The sequence below is a fragment of the Streptomyces sp. XH2 genome, assembly GCF_049725035.1.
GTDB lineage: Bacteria > Actinomycetota > Actinomycetes > Streptomycetales > Streptomycetaceae > Streptomyces > Streptomyces roseoverticillatus.
The window spans coordinates 24,866-40,745 of record NZ_JBMMMZ010000030.1; the positions used below are offsets into that span (position 1 = coordinate 24,866).

Sequence of the window (15,880 nt, forward strand, 5' to 3'; positions counted from 1 at the left end):
GGGATGCAGTGGCAGGTTTCAGAGCACTCGCACGAGAGGTGCGCAATCCACGGAACACCATCGCCTTGCGGCGGACCTCCCTGCGCAAGTGCCTCGAGCGCTTCGCCCCGTACGGGCACCGGGCGACCTGGCACCACCTGTGCGACCTGGCCGGGATCGCCCCGGCCGACCGGGCCCCCGACCCGGCCCGGCTGGTCGTCGCACTGAGCGAGCTGGAGGAGGCCCGCGCGGTCTGGCTGGCCTACGAGGCGTCCTTCGCCGACCGCCGCAAGCGTGAGAAGCACGACGGCATCCGGCAGCCCGCCGCCGTCGACGCGTGGCACCGCAACACCTGGGGCGGCTGCGACATCGTGCCCTGCGTGAGCCCCGACGTCTACCCGGCCGCCCGGCTCTCCGACGTGCTGCGCCGGGTGATCGCCGCCATGGAGGCCGAGCCCGGGGACGTCTGCCCCGTCTGCTCGCAGGACCGCCTCGAATGGCGCCCCGACCTGGACCGCTGCCCCGCGCAGGGCCCCGTCTGCGCGGACTGCGGCATCGTGGTGCCCGGGCCCGTACTCACCCCGGGGGCGCTGGCCGCGGCCCGCCGCCGGGTGCTGGAGGACCGTTACGCGGCGGTGTGAGCGCGGCCGCGGCCGCAGGGAGGGGACCCGCAGGAGGCCGGGAAGGGGGTGTCCGCCGTCCGCCGGTGGTGCGAGGATGCAGCACGGCCCACCGGTGTGCGAGAAGAGGCGGACGGCATGGCGCAGTTGCACGATCTGACCGCGTTGGAGCAGGGGGCGGCGGTGCGGGCGGGGGAGGTCTCGCCCGTCGAGCTGACCGAGCACTACCTGGAGCGCATCGGACGGCTGGACGCCACCGTCGGGGCGTTCGTCACCGTCACCCCCGAGACGGCGCGCAAGCAGGCGGCCGACGCCGAGAGCGCGGCCTCGGCCGCCCGGCGCGAGGGCCGCGCGCTGCCGCCGCTGCACGGCGTGCCCGTGCCGGTCAAGGACCTCAGCCAGGTCGCCGGCGTGCGCTGCACGATGGGCTCGGCCGCGTACGCCGGCAACGTCGCCACGATGGACGACCACCTGGTGACGCGGCTGCGCGAGGCGGGCACGGTCCTGCTGGGCAAGACCAGCACGCCCGAGTTCGGCCTGTCCTCGCACACCGAGAACGCCCTCGTGCCGCCCGCCCGCACCCCCTGGGACCTCGGCCGTTCGGCCGGCGGATCGAGCGGCGGGGCCGCGGCCGCGGTCGCCGCGGGGCTCGCCCCGCTCGCGCACGGCAGCGACGGGGGCGGCTCCATCCGCATCCCGGCGTCCGCGTGCGGCCTGTTCGGCATCAAGCCCAGCCGCGGCCGGGTGAGCCCCGGCCCGGTCCTGCACGACGTGACCGGCCTGGTGACGCACGGGCCCCTGGCCCGTACGGTCGCGGACGCCGCCGCGCTCCTCGACGTCCTCGCCGGGCCGATGCCCGGCGACCCGTACGCCGCGCCCGCGCTCCCGCCCGGCGAGACCTTCGCGGAGCACGCGCGGCGCGCCCCGGGCCGGCTGCGCATCGCCCACATCACGGAGGCGCCCATTCCGGGGGTGGAGGTGCACCCCGAGTGCCGGCGCGCCGCGCGGGAGACGGCGGACCTGCTGCGGGAGCTCGGCCACGACGTGGAGGAACTGACCCTCCCCGGCGACGAGTCCCTGGCCCGGGCCTTCACCACCGTCTGGGACGTGTTGTCGACGCTCATCCCCGTACCGCCGGGCGGCGAGGAGCACTTGCTGCCCCTCACCCGCCACCTGCGCGAGCGCGGCGCCCGCGCCACCGGCACGGAGTTCGCCACGGCCCTCCAGCGGATGCGCGGGATCGCCCAGCTCGTCGACGACGTCCTGCAGGCGCCCGGCACCGGCTACGACGTGCTCCTGTCGCCCACCCTCGCCCGGCCTCCGCTGCCCGTCGGCGGGCTGCGCAACGACGACGACCCGGAGCAGGAGTTCGCGGACCTGGCCGGCTTCACTCCGTTCTGCCCGCTCTACAACGCGACCGGCAGGCCCGCGGTGAGCGTGCCGCTGCACTGGACGCCGGAGGACCTGCCCGTCGGGATCATGCTCGGCGGGCGCTACGGCGACGAGGCCGGTCTCATCTCGCTCTCCGCCCAGCTGGAGGAGGCCCGGCCGTGGGCCGGGCGGCGGCCCGCCCTGTGGTGAGCGGCCCGCAGCAGCCCCGGGGAGCGGCGTTCCTCAGCGCTCGACGAGCAGGCGCGAGCCCGCGCCCCGCAGGCCGTTGCGGTCGTCGGGGTTGGACAGCGCGCAGGTCTCCAGCGACAGGCAGCCGCAGCCGATGCAGTCGTCCAGGTGGTCCCGCAGCCGGGTCAGCTGCTTGATGCGCTGCTCCAGCTCGCCGCGCCACGTCTCGGACAGCCGGGCCCAGTCCTCGTGGTTCGGGGTGCGCTCGTCGGGCAGCTCCGAGAGCGCCTCCCGGATCGTGGCCAGCGGGATGCCGACCCGCTGCGCGGCCCGGATGAAGGCGACGCGGCGCAGGGCGTCACGGTCGTAGCGGCGCTGGTTGCCCGCGGTGCGGCGGCTGCTGATCAGGCCCTTGGTCTCGTAGAAGTGCAGCGCCGAGACGGCCGCGCCGCTGCGCGCGGACAGCTGGCCTACGGTCAGTTCCTGGATCGTGTACGAAATCTGCGGCACAGCTCAGACCTTACGTGACCGGCGGCTCCCGGCATTGAGACGACGGCCACACCGCCGCGGGGGGCGCACTCTGGTACGGGCGGTGCGCCCGGCGCTAGCGTGTTTCCGATCCCGTTCCGCTTCCGCGAGGAGACGATCCGTGAACCCGCACGACGGCATGTACATCGACGGAGCCTGGCGACCCGCTGTGGGAGCGGGGACGATCGAGGTCGTGAACCCGGCCGACGAGCAGGTCATCGGCACCGTCCCGGCCGGTGACGCCCGGGACGTCGACGCGGCCGTCCGGGCGGCCCGCGCGGCCCTGCCCGGCTGGGCGGCCACGCCGCCCGCGCGGCGCGGGGAGCACATCGCCGCCCTGCGCGACGCGATGGCGGCCCGGCAGGACGAGATCGCGGCCACGGTCACGGCCGAGCTCGGCTCGCCCAAGGGTTTCGCGCAGCGGGTCCACACCGGGCTGCCGATCGCCGTGGCCGGTTCGTACGCCGAGCTCGCCGCGAGCCACCCCTTCGAGGAGCGGATCGGCAATTCGACCGTCCTCCACGAGCCCGTGGGCGTCGTCGCCGCGATCACGCCCTGGAACTACCCGCTCCACCAGGTCGTGTCCAAGGTCGCCCCGGCGCTGGCCGCGGGCTGCACGATCGTCCTCAAGCCCGCCGAGGACACCCCGCTGACCGCGCAGCTCTTCGCCGAGTGCGTGGACGCGGCCGGGCTCCCCGCGGGCGTCTTCAACCTCGTCACCGGGCTCGGGCCGGTGGCCGGGCAGGCCCTCGCCGAGCACCCGGGGGTCGACCTCGTCTCCTTCACCGGCTCCACGGCCGTGGGCAAGCGGATCGGCGCGGTGGCCGGCGCGGCGGTCAAGCGCGTCGCCCTGGAGCTGGGCGGCAAGTCCGCCAACGTCATCCTGCCCGGCGCCGACCTCGCCAAGGCCGTCGCCGCGAACGTCGCCGACGTCTGCCGCAACACCGGCCAGTCCTGCAACGCCCTCACCCGCACGCTCGTCCACGCCGACGTGTACGAGGAGGCCGTCTCCCTCGCCGCCGCCGCGGTCGCGGACTTCGCGCCCGGCGATCCCGCGCAGGACGGGGTCCGGGTCGGCCCGCTCGTCAACGCCAGGCAGCACGCGCGCGTGCGCGGCTACATCGACAAGGGAATCGAGGAGGGTGCGCGCCTCGTCGCCGGCGGCGCGACGCCCCCCGAGGGCCACGACAAGGGCTACTTCGTCACCCCGACCGTCTTCGCCGACGTCACGCCGGAGATGACCATCGCCCAGGAGGAGATCTTCGGCCCCGTGCTCTCCTTCATCAAGTACGAGGACGAGGACGAGGCCGCCCGGATCGCCAACGGCACGGCCTACGGCCTCGCCGCCGCCGTCTGGGCCGCCGACAAGGAGCGGGCCGCCGCCTTCGCACGGCGCCTGGACGCCGGCCAGGTGGAGATCAACGGCGGCGGGTTCAACATCCTGGCGCCCTTCGGCGGGTACAAGGAGTCGGGCGTCGGGCGCGAGCTGGGCGTCCACGGGCTGGGGGAGTACCTGCAGACCAAGTCGCTCCAGTTCTGACACCCGGGTCCCGCCCCTGCCGCCACCGTCGAGAGGAATGGCATGGTCCGCGCCGCCGTACTGCCCGCCGTGGGTGCTCCGCTGCAGATGGCCGAGATCGACCTGCCCGCGCCCGGCCCCGGGCAGGTGCGCATCCGCCTGGCCGCCGCCGGGGTGTGCCACTCCGACCTCTCCCTGTCCAACGGGACGCTGCGCCAGCCGGTGCCCGCCGTCCTCGGGCACGAGGGCGCGGGCCGGGTCACCGCGGTCGGCGAGGGAGTGACGCACGTGGTGCCGGGCGACCTGGTCGTCCTCAACTGGGCGCCCTCCTGCGGCGGCTGCCACTTCTGCGGGCTCGGCGAACCCTGGCTGTGCGCGGGCGCGGCCGCTGCCGCCACCGTCCCGTACGCGCGCCTCGCCGCCGACGGCAGCGCGCTCTACCCGGGCCTGGGCACGGCCGTGTTCGCCGAGGAGACCGTCGTCCGGGCGGATGCGGCCATTCCGCTCCCCGGCGGGATACCGCCGGTCGAAGCGGCCCTGCTGGGCTGCGCCGTGCTCACCGGCTACGGGGCGGTCCACCACTCCGCGAAGGTGCGCGCGGGCGAGTCCGTCGCGGTCTACGGCGTCGGCGGCGTCGGGCTCGCCACCCTGCAGTCCGCGCGGATCGCCGGCGCGGGCACGATCGTGGCCGTGGACGTCTCCCCGGAGAAGGAGGAGCTGGCCCGGGCCGCCGGCGCCACCGAGTTCGTCGTCGCGGGCGCGGACACGGCCAAGGCCGTCCGCGGGCTCACCGGCGGCTGGGGCGCGGACGTCGCCGTCGAGTGCGCGGGGCGGGCGGACGCGATCCGTACGGCCTGGTCGTCGACGCGCAAGGGCGGCAGGACGACGGTCGTCGGCATCGGCGGCCTGGACCAGCAGGTGACGTTCTCCGCGCTGGAGCTCTTCCACTTCGGGCGCACGCTCTCGGGCTGCGTCTACGGCAACAGCGACCCGGCGAAGGACCTGCCCGTGATCGCCGAGCACGTGCGCGCGGGCCGCTTCGACCTGTCCGCCCTGGTGACGGCGCGGATCGGCCTCGACGGCATCGCGGGCGCCTTCGAGGCGATGCTCGCGGGGCGGGGCGGGCGGTCGCTCGTGGTGTTCTCCGACGCGTAGGACGCGTCCTAGCGCGTCGGAGGAAGGGGGCGGCTCAGCCCTCCGGGGAGTGCCACTGCGGTGAGGGCAGGTGGATCAGCACGAGCACGAACCCCGCCAGCAGGAAGTTCCGCCCGGCGGCCTGCAGGCCGTTCCACTTCTGGGACTGCCACATCGCGAACCACTCGCCGCCGATCGCGATGAACCCCGCGCCGAACAGCAGCAGGACCATCACCAGCCCCAGCGTGCTGAGCCGCCGCGCGCGCCGGAAGCCCGCGCCGCGGCTCGTGAGCCCGCGCCCCCACAGGACCGTCGCGGCCACGAGCACGACCGCGGCGAGCGTCTCCCAGACGATGATCGCGAGGTAGGCGATGTCCTGCAGCGTGCGGTCCGTGACGGCCCGCCACATCAGGTCGTCGTCCCGGAAGGTCGTGTCCATCGCCAGGACGTGCCGGACGAACTCCTGGTTCGTCCCGAAGTCGGTGATGTTGCCGAAGGCGACGAGCGCGATGTAGAGCGCGACGGTGCCGGTGAGCGCCGCCGCCGCGAACGGCAGCCCTCCGAGCCGCACGGCTTCGCGCGGCCCGCGCACCTTCCACTTGGCGGCCATGCGACCTCCCCCTCCGGCCTCGCCCGTAGTGGATATTCCTGCCCGCCGGGCGGGGCCGGTACGCGGCGGAGCGGCCCGCACGGCTACCGGTGTGCGTAGTTACCGGTACTGCCGCAACTCCCGCCGCGCCAGCGACCGCTGGTGCACCTCGTCCGGCCCGTCGGCCAGGCGCAGCGTCCGCGCCGCGGCCCACAGCTCCGCCAGCGGGAAGTCCTGGCTCACACCGCCCGCCCCGTGCAGCTGCACGGCCTTGTCGAGGATGTCCACGACCGTCCGCGGGGTGGCGATCTTGATGGCCTGGATCTCGGTGTGCGCGCCGCGGTTGCCCACGGTGTCCATCAGCCACGCCGTCTTGAGCACCAGCAGCCTCAACTGCTCCACGGCCACCCGCGAGTCGGCGATCCACTGCTGCACGACGCCCTGCCCGGCCAGCGGCTTGCCGAAGGCCGTACGGTCCAGGGCGCGCCGGCACATGAGCTCGATCGCCCGCTCGGCCATGCCGATCAGCCGCATGCAGTGGTGGATGCGGCCGGGGCCGAGGCGCGCCTGCGCGATCGCGAAGCCGCCGCCCTCCTCGCCCACGAGGTTCGCCACCGGCACCCGTACGCGGTCGAGGACGATCTCGGCGTGACCGCCGTGGTAGTGGTCCTCGTAGCCGTAGACCTTCATGGCGCGCCGCACCCGCAGGCCGGGCGCGTCCCGCGGGACCAGGACCATCGACTGCTGGCGCCGCGGGTCGGCCCCGTCCGGGTCGGTCTTCCCCATCACGACGAAGATCTCGCAAGCGGGGTTCATGGCCCCGGAGATGTACCACTTGCGGCCGGTGATGACGTACGCGTCGCCGTCGCGCTCGATGCGGGTTTCGATGTTCGTCGCGTCGGAGGAGGCGACGTCGGGCTCGGTCATCGCGAACGCCGACCGGATCCGGCCGTCGAGCAGCGGCTCCAGCCAGCGCTTGCGCTGCTCCTCGCTGCCGAACTGGGCGAGCAGCTCCATGTTCCCGGTGTCGGGGGCGGCGCAGTTGAGGGCGGTGGGGGCCAGCTGCGGGCTGCGTCCGGTGATCTCGGCGAGCGGGGCGTACTGGAGGTTGGTGAGCCCGGCGCCGTACTCCTCACCGGGAAGGAAGAGGTTCCACAACCCCTGCCGCCGGGCCTCCGCCTGGAGCTCGGCGACGACCGGCGGCGCGGTCCACGGGTCGGCCAGGCCGGCCCGCTGCTCCTCGGCGACGGCCTCCGCCGGGTACACGTGCTCGTCCATGAACGCGAGCAGCCGCCCGCGCAGTTCCTCGGTGCGGGCGTCGAAGGCGAAGTCCATGGCCGGTCAGCCCTTCCGGAGGGTGGTGAGTCCGTTGTCGATGAAGAGCGGGACGAGCTGCCCGATGCGGTCGAAGCCCGCGCCGACCGTCTGCCCGAGGGTGTAGCGGTAGTGGATGCCCTCCAGGATCACGGCGAGCTTGAAGTAGGCGAAGGCCGTGTACCAGGGGAGTGCGGAGACGTCGCGGCCGGACGCGGCGGCGTAGCGCTCCACGATCTCGGCGGGGGCGGGGTGCCCCGGGGCCTCGCGCGTCGTGCTGATGGGCGAGCCCGGGACGGGCTCCTGCTCGCTGTACATCACCAGCAGGCCGAGGTCCGTGAGCGGGTCGCCGAGCGTGGACATCTCCCAGTCCAGGACGGCGGCGACCGTGTCGTCCGCGCCGATCAGGACGTTGTCGAGCCGGTAGTCGCCGTGCACGACCGCGGCGGCGGGGGAGGCGGGCAGCGCCGCGGCCAGGGCGGAGCGCAGCGCGTCGATGCCCGGCAGCTCCCGGTTGCGGGACGCCTCCAGCTGCTTGCCCCAGCGCCGCAACTGCCGCTCCAGGAAGCCCTCCGGCCGCCCGAAGTCCGCGAGCCCCGCCGCCTCCGGATCGACGGCGTGCAGCCGGACGAGCGTGTCGGCGAGCCCCAGCACGACCCGCCGCGTGCGGTCCGGTCCGATCGCGGCGAGCTGCCCGGCCGTCCGGTACGGCGTCCCGTCCACGAACTCCATCACGTAGAACGGCGCCCCGAGCACGCTCTCGTCCTCGCACAGCAGCAGCGCCCCGGGCACCGGCACCGCCGTCCCGTGCAGCGCGCTGATCACCCGGTGCTCGCGCCGCATGTCGTGCGCGGTGGCCAGCACGTGCCCGAGCGGCGGCCGGCGCACCACCCACCGGCTCGTGCCGTCACTGACGGCGTACGTGAGGTTGGACCGGCCCCCCTCGATCAGCCGGGCCGTCAGCGGCCCCCGCACGAGCCCCGGAAGCTCCCGCTCCAGATGGGCCCGCAGCCGCTCCGGATCGAGCCCGGGGGGATTGTCCTCGCTCATCGCACGCTCCTCGTCGGGGGAGTTGACCGGTACGTCCGCGGGACATCATGCCGACCGGTCGGTATGCCGTCCAGGGTGCGTGCGCTCCGATGCGTGCCTCCGTGTGCCTGCGTTTCTGCGCTGCCTACGGTGCTACGCGTGGCAGACCATCGGCCGGCCGCCGTTCATCGTCATCATGTCGCCGACGACGGCCGGCAGGTCGAGCGGCTCCCCCAGGGGCCGGCCCTCCAGTTCGGCGTAGGCGCGGTGCAGGTTGGCGACCAGGCGCTCGCTCTCGTGGAGGGCCGCGAACTCGCCGAGGTCGGCGGCGCGGGCGGCCTCCAGGGGGGTGCGGCCGGCGGCGTGCTCGGTGCGGGCCAGGTCCTGGAGCCAGCGGAAGTAGCGTTCGAGGACGTCGTACGCGCCGGGGTCGGTGACCGGGCCGTGGCCGGGCACGACCGTCTCGGCGTCCAGCTCGCGCAGCACCTTCAGGGAGTGGAGCGAGCCCGCGAGGGAGCCCATCAGGAGGAACGGGGTGCCGCCGTTGAAGACGAGGTCGCCGGTGAAGACGACGCGCTGCTCCGGCAGCCAGGCGATGGTGTCGCCGGTGGTGTGCGCCGTGCCCGGGTGGATCAGCCGGATCTCGGTGTCGCCCACGTGCAGGGCGAGGGTGTCGGTGTAGGTGACCTCGGCGGGTGTGATGCGGACGTCACCGTACTCGACCTCGGGCCAGATGCCGTGCAACTGCAGGCCCGAGTCGATGGTCTGACGGCGGCACTCCTCGTGACCGACGACGGTCGCCTCGGGGAAGACGCAGTTGCCGTAGGTGTGGTCGCCGTGGTGGTGCGTGTTGACGATCGTGGTGGGCAGGGGCGCGCCGGCGTCCGTGACGGCGTCGCGCAGCAGCCGCGCCCGGCGGACCGTGGCCGTGGTGTCGATCAGCGCCGTCCGGCCGCCGCCGGTCACGATCCCCGCGTTGTTCAGGCACCAGCCGCCGTCGGGCTGGACGAAGGCCGTGACCCCGGGAGCGAGACGGACGGTGCGGGGCTCGGCCGGCTCCGCTCCGACGGGCGTGACCGGGCTCGTGCTGCACATGGAAGACCTCCCCTTGCCTCCGCGCGGGGTGCGCGGAACCGACTGCCCGTCAGAATACGGGCGCCGGGGAGGCGGTGCGGAGCGTCAGGCGCGGTGCTCCAGTCCGGGGCGCAGCCGCTCCAGGAGTCCGTACAGCGTGGTGCGCTCCTCCTCGTCGAGGGTGTCGAGCGCGCTGTGGGTGGCCTGCATCTCGGCGCGGACGCGGCGGATGATCTCGTGGCCCTCGTCGGTGGCGACCACGTTCTTCACGCGGCGGTCGGCGGGGTCGGGCTCGCGGCGGACCAGGCCGCGGGCCTCCAGGCGGTCCACGATGCCCGTGACGTTGGAGGCGTCGCACACCAGCAGCGTCGCGAGCCCCCGCATGGGGACGGGGCCCTTGAGCTGGGCGAGGAGCTTGGCCTGGACGGAGGTGAGGCCCTGCCGGGCAGCGGCGGCGGCGAAGTCCTGCCACTGGGCGGTGCCGAGTGCCGCCACGAGCTCCAGGAGCTGGGCCTTGGTCGGGGTCCGGGGTGCGGTGGCGGTCATGGTTCGAGTGTACTCAAGAGGTTGAGGTAATAAAACATTAACTTGACTACCTGAAGTATTCGGGCCTACGGTGGGCCGAGTTGCTTGACGATCTCAAGCATCAACGTCGTGAAGTAACAGAAGGACTTCCCCTTGACCTCCTCCCCGGCCTCCCCGGCCGCCTCCCCGCGCAACGAGACGGTCATCGTCTTCGCCCTGAGCCTCGCCGCCATGGTCGTGTCGATGATGCAGACCCTGGTCGTCCCGATCCTGGGCCTCATCCAGAGCGACCTGGAGACCAGCTCCGCCAACGTCAGCTGGGTCACCACCGCGACCCTGCTCTCCGCCGCCGTCTTCACCCCGCTCCTCGGCCGCTTCGGCGACCAGCACGGCAAGAAGAAGACCCTGGTCGGCGTGCTGGTCGTCATGGTCGCCGGCTCCGTCCTCGCCGCCGTCACCCACTCCCTGCTGTGGCTGATCGTCGGCCGGGTGCTCCAGGGCGCCGCCACCGCGATCTTCCCGCTCGCGCTCTCCGTGCTGCGCGAGGAGGTCCGCCCCGCGAAGCTGCCCGGCGCCATGGCCATGGTCAGCGGCACCCTCGCCTTCGGCAGCGGCCTCGCCCTCGTCGCCACCGGCCTGCTCACCTCCGGCGACAACCCCGACTACCGCAGCGCCTTCTGGCTGGCCACCGGCCTCGCCGCGCTCGCGCTCCTCGCCGTCGTCCTCCTCGTCCCCGCCACCCGCGAGACCACCGGCGGCCGCACCGACGTCCTCGGTGCGCTGACCCTGGCCGCCACCCTCGTCCTGCTCCTCCTGCCCATCACCCAGGGCCACGAGTGGGGCTGGTCCTCCGGCCGCACCATCGGCTGCTTCGCCGGCGCCGTCGTGATGGCCGCGCTCTGGACGCTGGTCGAGCGCACGGTGCGCGAGCCGCTGGTCGACATGAAGATGTTCGCCCACCGCCCGGTGCTCTTCGCCAACATCGCCGGCCTCCTCGTCGGCTTCGGCTCCTTCGCCCTCTTCATCGGCGTGTCCTACCTCGTCCAGATGCCGGAGAAGATCGCCGGCTACGGGTTCTCCGCCACCGTGCTGCGCGCCTCCGTCGAGTACCTGCTGCCCAGCACCGTCGTGTCGCTGCTCGCCGCCCCGGTCGGCGGCCAGCTCGTCCGCCACAAGGGCCCCCGCCTGGTCCTGCTGCTCGCCTCCCTCATCGGCACCGCCGGCTTCGTGTGGATCGCGCTCGACCACGAGCACACGGTCTCCGTGATCGCTGCCGGGATGTTCGTCGGCGCCGCCATCAGCTTCGGCTACGCCGCCATGCCCGCCGTGATCGTCGCCAGCGTCCCGCCCCGGCAGACCGGCATCGCCAACGGCATCAACTCCATCTCCCGCTCCACGGGCAGCGCCATCGGCAGCGCCATGATCACCACGGTGCTCGCCTCCAAGAGCCTCGCGCACCTGCCCCCGGGCGCGCCCAAGCTGCCCGCCGAAAGCCAGTTCACCCTCACCTTCGTCATCGCCGGCACGGCGTTCCTGCTGGTCGCCCTCGTCGCCGCGCTCGGCCTGCGGACGATCCACGCCCGGCGCGCCGAAGTGGCGGACCCCGCCGCCGCGACGGACGCTGAGACCGCACCCGCCGGCGCCTGACGCGCGCCCGACACCCCCGCGAGGAGCACCACCCATGAAGGCCATCAGCTACCGGACCTACGGAGGACCCGAGGTCCTCGAATACGGCGAGCGGCCGAACCCCAAGGTCGGCCCCGACTCCGTCCTGGTCAAGGTCAAGGCCGCCGCGGTCAACCCCGTCGACTGGAAGGCCCGCTCCGGCTACCTCGACCCCGCGCTCGACGCGGTCTTCCCCGTCATCCCCGGCTGGGACGTCGCGGGCGTCGTCGTCCGGCCCGGCGCCGACGCCACCGAATTCGCCGAGGGCGACGAGGTCATCGGCTACGTCCGCGAGGACTTCCTCTCCCGCGGCACCTTCGCCGAATACGTCGCCGCGCCCGTGCGGACCCTCGCCCGCAAGCCGAAGAACCTCACCTTCGAGGAGGCCGCGGGCCTGCCGCTGGCCGGGCTCACCGCCTACCAGGCCCTGGTCAAGGCGCTGCGGCTGTGGGAGGGCGAGACCGTGCTGATCCACGCCGCGTCCGGCGGCGTCGGCACCATGGCCGTCCAGATCGCCCGGCACTTCGGCGCGCGCGTCATCGGCACGGCGAGCGAGCGCAACCACGACTACCTGCGCTCCCTCGGCGCGGAGCCCGTCCTGTACGGGGACGGGCTCGCCGAGCGGGTGCGGGCGCTGGCCCCGGAGGGCGTCGACTCCGTCCTCGACCTCGCCGGCGGCGACGCGCTCACCGTCTCGCCCGGGCTGCTCGCCCACGGCGGCCGGCTCGCCTCCGTCGCCGACCCGGCCGTCCTCGGCCTCGGCGGCCGCTACGTCTTCGTCCGCCCGGACCGGTCCGACCTCACGGCCCTCACCGACCTGGCCGAGAACGGCAAGCTCACGGTCGAGGTGGCAAAGGTCTTCCCCCTGGCCCGCACGGCGGACGCCCACCGCCTCAGCGAGGAGGGCCACACCCGCGGCAAGATCGTAGTAACGGTCGACTGAGCCCCGGCCGGCCTTGTGCCCGAGCGCGCTTCCCTCGGCGGTGCCGTCCCGGCTGCGCCCGGGCGACCGAGCCCCGGTGCCGGGCCGGTTCTTCCGCCGCGACGGCGATCAGGCCCTACGGCGGGGCCCGGCGGTGCCGTCCCGGGCGCGGCTGGTTTCGGCGCCGCCGGCCCGGCCGCGTGGTGGTTGCTCGCCGCGGCGGCGGCTGGGACGTGCGGTCGGCGGTGTCCCGGGCGGCCCGGGAGTCTGGTTGCCGACTGCGCACCTTTCCTCCGCCGCGACGGCGATCAAGTCCCACGGCGGGGCCCGGCGGTGCCGTGCCGGCTGCGGCCGGGCCCCGGTGCTGGGTCGGTGGGTCGGTCAGGCCCGTTCTCTTCCGCCGCGACGGCGATCAGGCCCTACGGCGGGGTCCGGCGGTGCCGTGCCGGGCGCGGCTGGTTTCGGCGCCGCCGGCCCGGCCGCGTGGTGGTTGCCCGCCGCGGCGGCGGAGGGAAGGCGCCGGCCCCGTCGCCCCCCCCGCCCGGCAGGGCTCAACGCCCCCGGAGCCTCCGGTACGCCTCGAAGCCGTCCGGGACCCAGTCCCACTCGCCGAGCCGGGCCTCCAGCTCCCCCTCGGAGAGGAACCCGTGCCAGGCGACCTCCGAGACCTGCGGGCTCACCGCCAAGTCGCACCGGACCTCGTACACTGCCGACCACCACGATCCCCCCGGCCCCTCGTAGAGGAACCGGAACAGCGGCGTCGGCGCCGGAAGCCCGGAGACGCCGAGCTCCTCCTCGGCCTCCCGCAGCGCCGCCTCGTCGTACGACTCGCCCGCTCCGACGACCCCGCCCACGAACATGTCGTAGCGCGAGGGGAAGACCAGCTTCCCCGGGGTGCGCCGGTGGACGAAGATCCGCCCCTCGCCGTCCCTGGCGAGGACGAACACACAGCGGTGACGCAGCCCGCGCGCGTACGCCTCCCCGCGCGGGGCCTGCCCGACCACCCGGTCCCGCTCGTCGACGATGTCCAGCACCTCATCCGCGGGCTGCGGTGTCTGATCGCTCATGCGCCCATGAAAGCAGCGCCGTCAACCACGGACGCAGCGCGGCAGCGCAACCGCTCAGTGCGGCTGGAGGTCGCGCACCCGGTCCGCCTCCGCCGTCCCCGACGGCATCGCCGGATGCCGCCCGATCAGCACGATGCCGATCACGATGGCCACCAGGCCGGCCGCCTCCCAGGCCAGCGCCCCGGGCGAGGTGTCCAGCCGGTCGCCGAGGAACCCCACCCCGCAGGCGATCCCCGCGAGCGGCTGCGCCGCGGTCAGTGCGGGCAGGGACATCCGCAGCGGGGCCGTCTCGAAGGCGCTCTGCACGAAGACCAGTGCGGTCAGGCCGAGCGCGAGCACCCCGTACGGCTGCCAGCTCAGGAAGAACGCCGTCAGGCCCTCCTTGGACAGCTGTTTGCCGCTGACGCGCGTGAGGGCGTCCTGCACGCCGTAGAGCAGCCCGGCGGCCACCGCCAGCAGCGGCGCCTCGACGCTCATCCGCGCCCGTTTGGAGGCCGCCGCCAGCGCGAGCGCGCCGCCCACCATGATGCCGATGATCAGCCAGTGCCGCAGCGGGTCGGTGACGGTGGCGCCGCCGTGCGGCTGACCCGCGACGATGAAGGCGGCGACGCCGCCGGCCAGCAGCCACAGCCCGCCCCACCCCGAGCGGCCCAGCGGCTGGCGGGTCTGCCAGCGGGAGAGGGCCATCGCGAACAGCAGGTTCGTCGCGAGGAGGGGCTCGACCAGCGACACCTCGCCCTGCCCCAGCGCGATCGCGCCGAGGACCATGCCGCACACCATCATTCCTATGCCGGCCAGCCAGCGCGGCATCCGGACGAGGTCGAGCAGCAGCCGGAGGGAGAGGAAGTCGCTCATCGGGGCCCGCTGCGCGGCGTTCTGCTGGAGGACGAAGCCGATGCCCAGGCAGCACGCCGCGCTCACGGCGAAGGCGAAGACCATCACGTCGCGCACCTCAAGACCATTCGGTCGTCGGGGACTTGACAGAAAAACGATAGCCGCCTTGTGGGCGGTGTGACGGCCGAGTACCCCTCTTTCGGGCGGCCATCCCCTCCAACGGTCGACACCTCACGGGAGTGCCCCGCCGTTCGTCGAACTGCTGTCCATGGGGTGGGTGTGCGAGTATGCGCGCGACGGCGCGCGGTGCGGGGGAGTGAACCGCGGTAACCGGAACTGACCTCTTGTGAGTTGATGAACTGTCAGTCCCAAGATCGGGTCTTGACTCGGAGTAGTGACTACCGCTTTGCTGTGCGTGACTGACGTGGATGCATGCGGACGCCCCGACCAGGCGGCCGGAGGGGACGTACGCCGTGGAGGAAGCCCGCAGATGACGCCCCCGCGCCCCCTAGGGAAAGCGGCCCGGGCTGCCCGTTCCCGGAGCAAGGACGGAGTGGCCTTCGACCCCGCCCTCGACGACGGCGCACTCGCCACCGTCCGTGACGCACTCGCCCGCGGCCGCTGGACCGAGGCCCGCCGGCTGCTCGCCGAGACCGGAGACGACTGGGACCGCCGCGGCCACCGCCTCGTCGTCCTGGCCGAAGTCCCCTCCAGCCTCGCCTGGGCCCGCGAGTGGCAGCTCGCCGAGCCCGACAGCCCCGACGCCGCGGCCCTCCTCGCCTGCGCCACCGTCTTCCGCGCCGTGAGCGGCAAGGACAGCCCCGAGACCGCCCGCGCCGCGTGCCTGGTGGCGGCCAGGATGGCCCCCACGGACCCGTCCCCCTGGCTCGCCGTCCTCATCCTCGCCCGCCGCACCGGCACCGACGACGAGCGCGTGCGCGCCTTCGACCAGGTCCGCGCCCGGCACCGGGACCACCACCACGCCCACCACCTCATGGCCGCCTGCCTCGCCGAGCACCAGGAGGGCGACCGCGACGACCCCCTGCACGAGGTCTACGACTTCGCCTCCTGGGCCGCCGAACAGGCGCCCGCCGACTCGCCCTTGGCCGTCCTGCCCGTCGTCGCCCACGCCGAGCGCTACCGCGTCCTCGCCCGCGCCGGCCTCGAACCCGGCGACCCCGCCCGCTCCGGCCACTGGACCAGCCGCCGCGCCCGCCAGGTGATGAAGGCCGCCTTCGACTGGTGGCTCGAATGGGACATAGACGAGAACGACGAGCACACCGGCGCCTGCACCGGCAGCGCCCACCCCCGGCGCAAGGTCGACCTCAACTACCTCGCCCACGCCAAGCTCCACGAAGGCCGGCTCGCCGAGGCGGCGGCCCTGCTCACCCGCATAGGACCGCACGCCACCCCCGCCCCCTGGTCCTATCCCGACCGGGACGCGGGCCGGGCCTTCCAGGACGCGCGCCGCGCCGCCCTCGGCTCCGCCTGACCCCCGCCCGGCAGCCCGCGTCCCCCCCC

At 74.1% G+C, this 15,880-nt stretch carries 15 protein-coding genes; 7 read left to right on the top strand and 8 right to left on the bottom strand.

Annotated elements, in window-relative coordinates:
* Positions 1-8 precede the first annotated feature (8 nt).
* Entirely contained in the window at positions 9-620 is a 612-nt protein-coding gene (locus tag ACOTKD_RS37680; protein WP_424893523.1) for a hypothetical protein, read from the top strand.
* 117 nt (positions 621-737) lie between these two features.
* Entirely contained in the window at positions 738-2,180 is a 1,443-nt protein-coding gene (locus tag ACOTKD_RS37685; RefSeq protein ID WP_424893524.1) for an amidase, read from the top strand.
* 33 nt (positions 2,181-2,213) lie between these two features.
* Here the strand turns inward: ACOTKD_RS37685 and soxR are convergent, their stop codons facing one another.
* A complete protein-coding gene (soxR, locus tag ACOTKD_RS37690) occupies positions 2,214-2,669 on the bottom strand; it encodes a redox-sensitive transcriptional activator SoxR (RefSeq protein WP_424893525.1) in 456 nt (151 codons plus the stop codon).
* Positions 2,670-2,808: 139 nt separating this feature from the next.
* On the opposite strand from soxR, the gene ACOTKD_RS37695 reads away from it, so the two are divergent.
* Both ACOTKD_RS37695 and ACOTKD_RS37700 read left to right on the top strand, forming a co-directional pair.
* Positions 2,809-4,227 (top strand): aldehyde dehydrogenase family protein, encoded by a 1,419-nt coding sequence (locus tag ACOTKD_RS37695; RefSeq protein WP_424893526.1) that lies wholly within the window; start codon positions 2,809-2,811, stop codon positions 4,225-4,227.
* Between the two features lie 42 nt (positions 4,228-4,269).
* On the top strand, positions 4,270-5,361 hold the full coding sequence (locus tag ACOTKD_RS37700) for a zinc-binding dehydrogenase (protein WP_424893527.1): 1,092 nt from the start codon (positions 4,270-4,272) through the stop codon (positions 5,359-5,361).
* Positions 5,362-5,395: 34 nt separating this feature from the next.
* On the opposite strand, the gene ACOTKD_RS37705 is transcribed toward ACOTKD_RS37700, so the two are convergent.
* From ACOTKD_RS37705 to ACOTKD_RS37725, 5 genes are all read right to left on the bottom strand, one after another.
* Positions 5,396-5,950, bottom strand: coding sequence for a DUF2165 domain-containing protein (locus tag ACOTKD_RS37705; RefSeq protein WP_424893528.1), 555 nt, complete (start codon positions 5,948-5,950; stop codon positions 5,396-5,398).
* A 99-nt stretch (positions 5,951-6,049) separates the two neighbouring features.
* Positions 6,050-7,264, bottom strand: coding sequence for an acyl-CoA dehydrogenase family protein (locus tag ACOTKD_RS37710; protein ID WP_424893529.1), 1,215 nt, complete (start codon positions 7,262-7,264; stop codon positions 6,050-6,052).
* Between the two features lie 6 nt (positions 7,265-7,270).
* Positions 7,271-8,293: a phosphotransferase family protein gene (locus ACOTKD_RS37715; protein WP_424893530.1), complete on the bottom strand. Its 1,023-nt coding sequence runs from the start codon at positions 8,291-8,293 to the stop codon at positions 7,271-7,273.
* Between the two features lie 132 nt (positions 8,294-8,425).
* Complete coding sequence (locus tag ACOTKD_RS37720) at positions 8,426-9,367, bottom strand: MBL fold metallo-hydrolase (protein ID WP_424893531.1); 942 nt, start codon at positions 9,365-9,367, stop codon at positions 8,426-8,428.
* Positions 9,368-9,451: 84 nt separating this feature from the next.
* The gene (locus ACOTKD_RS37725; RefSeq protein ID WP_424893532.1) at positions 9,452-9,892 is read right to left on the bottom strand and encodes a MarR family winged helix-turn-helix transcriptional regulator; all 441 of its coding nucleotides are present in this window, start codon (positions 9,890-9,892) and stop codon (positions 9,452-9,454) included.
* 132 nt (positions 9,893-10,024) lie between these two features.
* On the opposite strand from ACOTKD_RS37725, the gene ACOTKD_RS37730 reads away from it, so the two are divergent.
* Both ACOTKD_RS37730 and ACOTKD_RS37735 read left to right on the top strand, forming a co-directional pair.
* The gene (locus ACOTKD_RS37730) at positions 10,025-11,518 is read left to right on the top strand and encodes an MFS transporter (protein ID WP_424893533.1); all 1,494 of its coding nucleotides are present in this window, start codon (positions 10,025-10,027) and stop codon (positions 11,516-11,518) included.
* 34 nt (positions 11,519-11,552) lie between these two features.
* Positions 11,553-12,479 (top strand): NADP-dependent oxidoreductase, encoded by a 927-nt coding sequence (locus ACOTKD_RS37735; RefSeq protein WP_424893534.1) that lies wholly within the window; start codon positions 11,553-11,555, stop codon positions 12,477-12,479.
* A gap of 530 nt (positions 12,480-13,009) precedes the next feature.
* On the opposite strand, the gene ACOTKD_RS37740 is transcribed toward ACOTKD_RS37735, so the two are convergent.
* Entirely contained in the window at positions 13,010-13,525 is a 516-nt protein-coding gene (locus ACOTKD_RS37740) for an NUDIX hydrolase (protein WP_424893535.1), read from the bottom strand.
* 54 nt (positions 13,526-13,579) lie between these two features.
* The gene (locus ACOTKD_RS37745; protein ID WP_424893539.1) at positions 13,580-14,464 is read right to left on the bottom strand and encodes a DMT family transporter; all 885 of its coding nucleotides are present in this window, start codon (positions 14,462-14,464) and stop codon (positions 13,580-13,582) included.
* 385 nt (positions 14,465-14,849) lie between these two features.
* Here ACOTKD_RS37745 and ACOTKD_RS37750 point away from each other — a divergent pair, with 385 nt between their 5' ends.
* Positions 14,850-15,851, top strand: a complete 1,002-nt coding sequence (locus ACOTKD_RS37750; RefSeq protein ID WP_424893536.1) for a hypothetical protein — start codon at positions 14,850-14,852, stop codon at positions 15,849-15,851.
* Positions 15,852-15,880 lie beyond the last annotated feature (29 nt).

What these genes read in the sequence shown, in the direction of transcription:
- ACOTKD_RS37685 (WP_424893524.1), top strand. Translation starts at nt 738, where the DNA reads ATGGCGCAGTTGCACGATCTGACCGCGTTGGAGCAGGGGGCGGCGGTG.
- ACOTKD_RS37700 (WP_424893527.1), top strand. Translation starts at nt 4,270, where the DNA reads ATGGTCCGCGCCGCCGTACTGCCCGCCGTGGGTGCTCCGCTGCAGATG.
- ACOTKD_RS37705 (WP_424893528.1), bottom strand. Translation starts at nt 5,950, where the DNA reads ATGGCCGCCAAGTGGAAGGTGCGCGGGCCGCGCGAAGCCGTGCGGCTC.
- ACOTKD_RS37710 (WP_424893529.1), bottom strand. Translation starts at nt 7,264, where the DNA reads ATGGACTTCGCCTTCGACGCCCGCACCGAGGAACTGCGCGGGCGGCTG.
- ACOTKD_RS37715 (WP_424893530.1), bottom strand. Translation starts at nt 8,293, where the DNA reads ATGAGCGAGGACAATCCCCCCGGGCTCGATCCGGAGCGGCTGCGGGCC.
- ACOTKD_RS37720 (WP_424893531.1), bottom strand. Translation starts at nt 9,367, where the DNA reads ATGTGCAGCACGAGCCCGGTCACGCCCGTCGGAGCGGAGCCGGCCGAG.
- ACOTKD_RS37725 (WP_424893532.1), bottom strand. Translation starts at nt 9,892, where the DNA reads ATGACCGCCACCGCACCCCGGACCCCGACCAAGGCCCAGCTCCTGGAG.
- ACOTKD_RS37735 (WP_424893534.1), top strand. Translation starts at nt 11,553, where the DNA reads ATGAAGGCCATCAGCTACCGGACCTACGGAGGACCCGAGGTCCTCGAA.
- ACOTKD_RS37740 (WP_424893535.1), bottom strand. Translation starts at nt 13,525, where the DNA reads ATGAGCGATCAGACACCGCAGCCCGCGGATGAGGTGCTGGACATCGTC.
- ACOTKD_RS37745 (WP_424893539.1), bottom strand. Translation starts at nt 14,464, where the DNA reads ATGGTCTTCGCCTTCGCCGTGAGCGCGGCGTGCTGCCTGGGCATCGGC.
- ACOTKD_RS37750 (WP_424893536.1), top strand. Translation starts at nt 14,850, where the DNA reads ATGACGCCCCCGCGCCCCCTAGGGAAAGCGGCCCGGGCTGCCCGTTCC.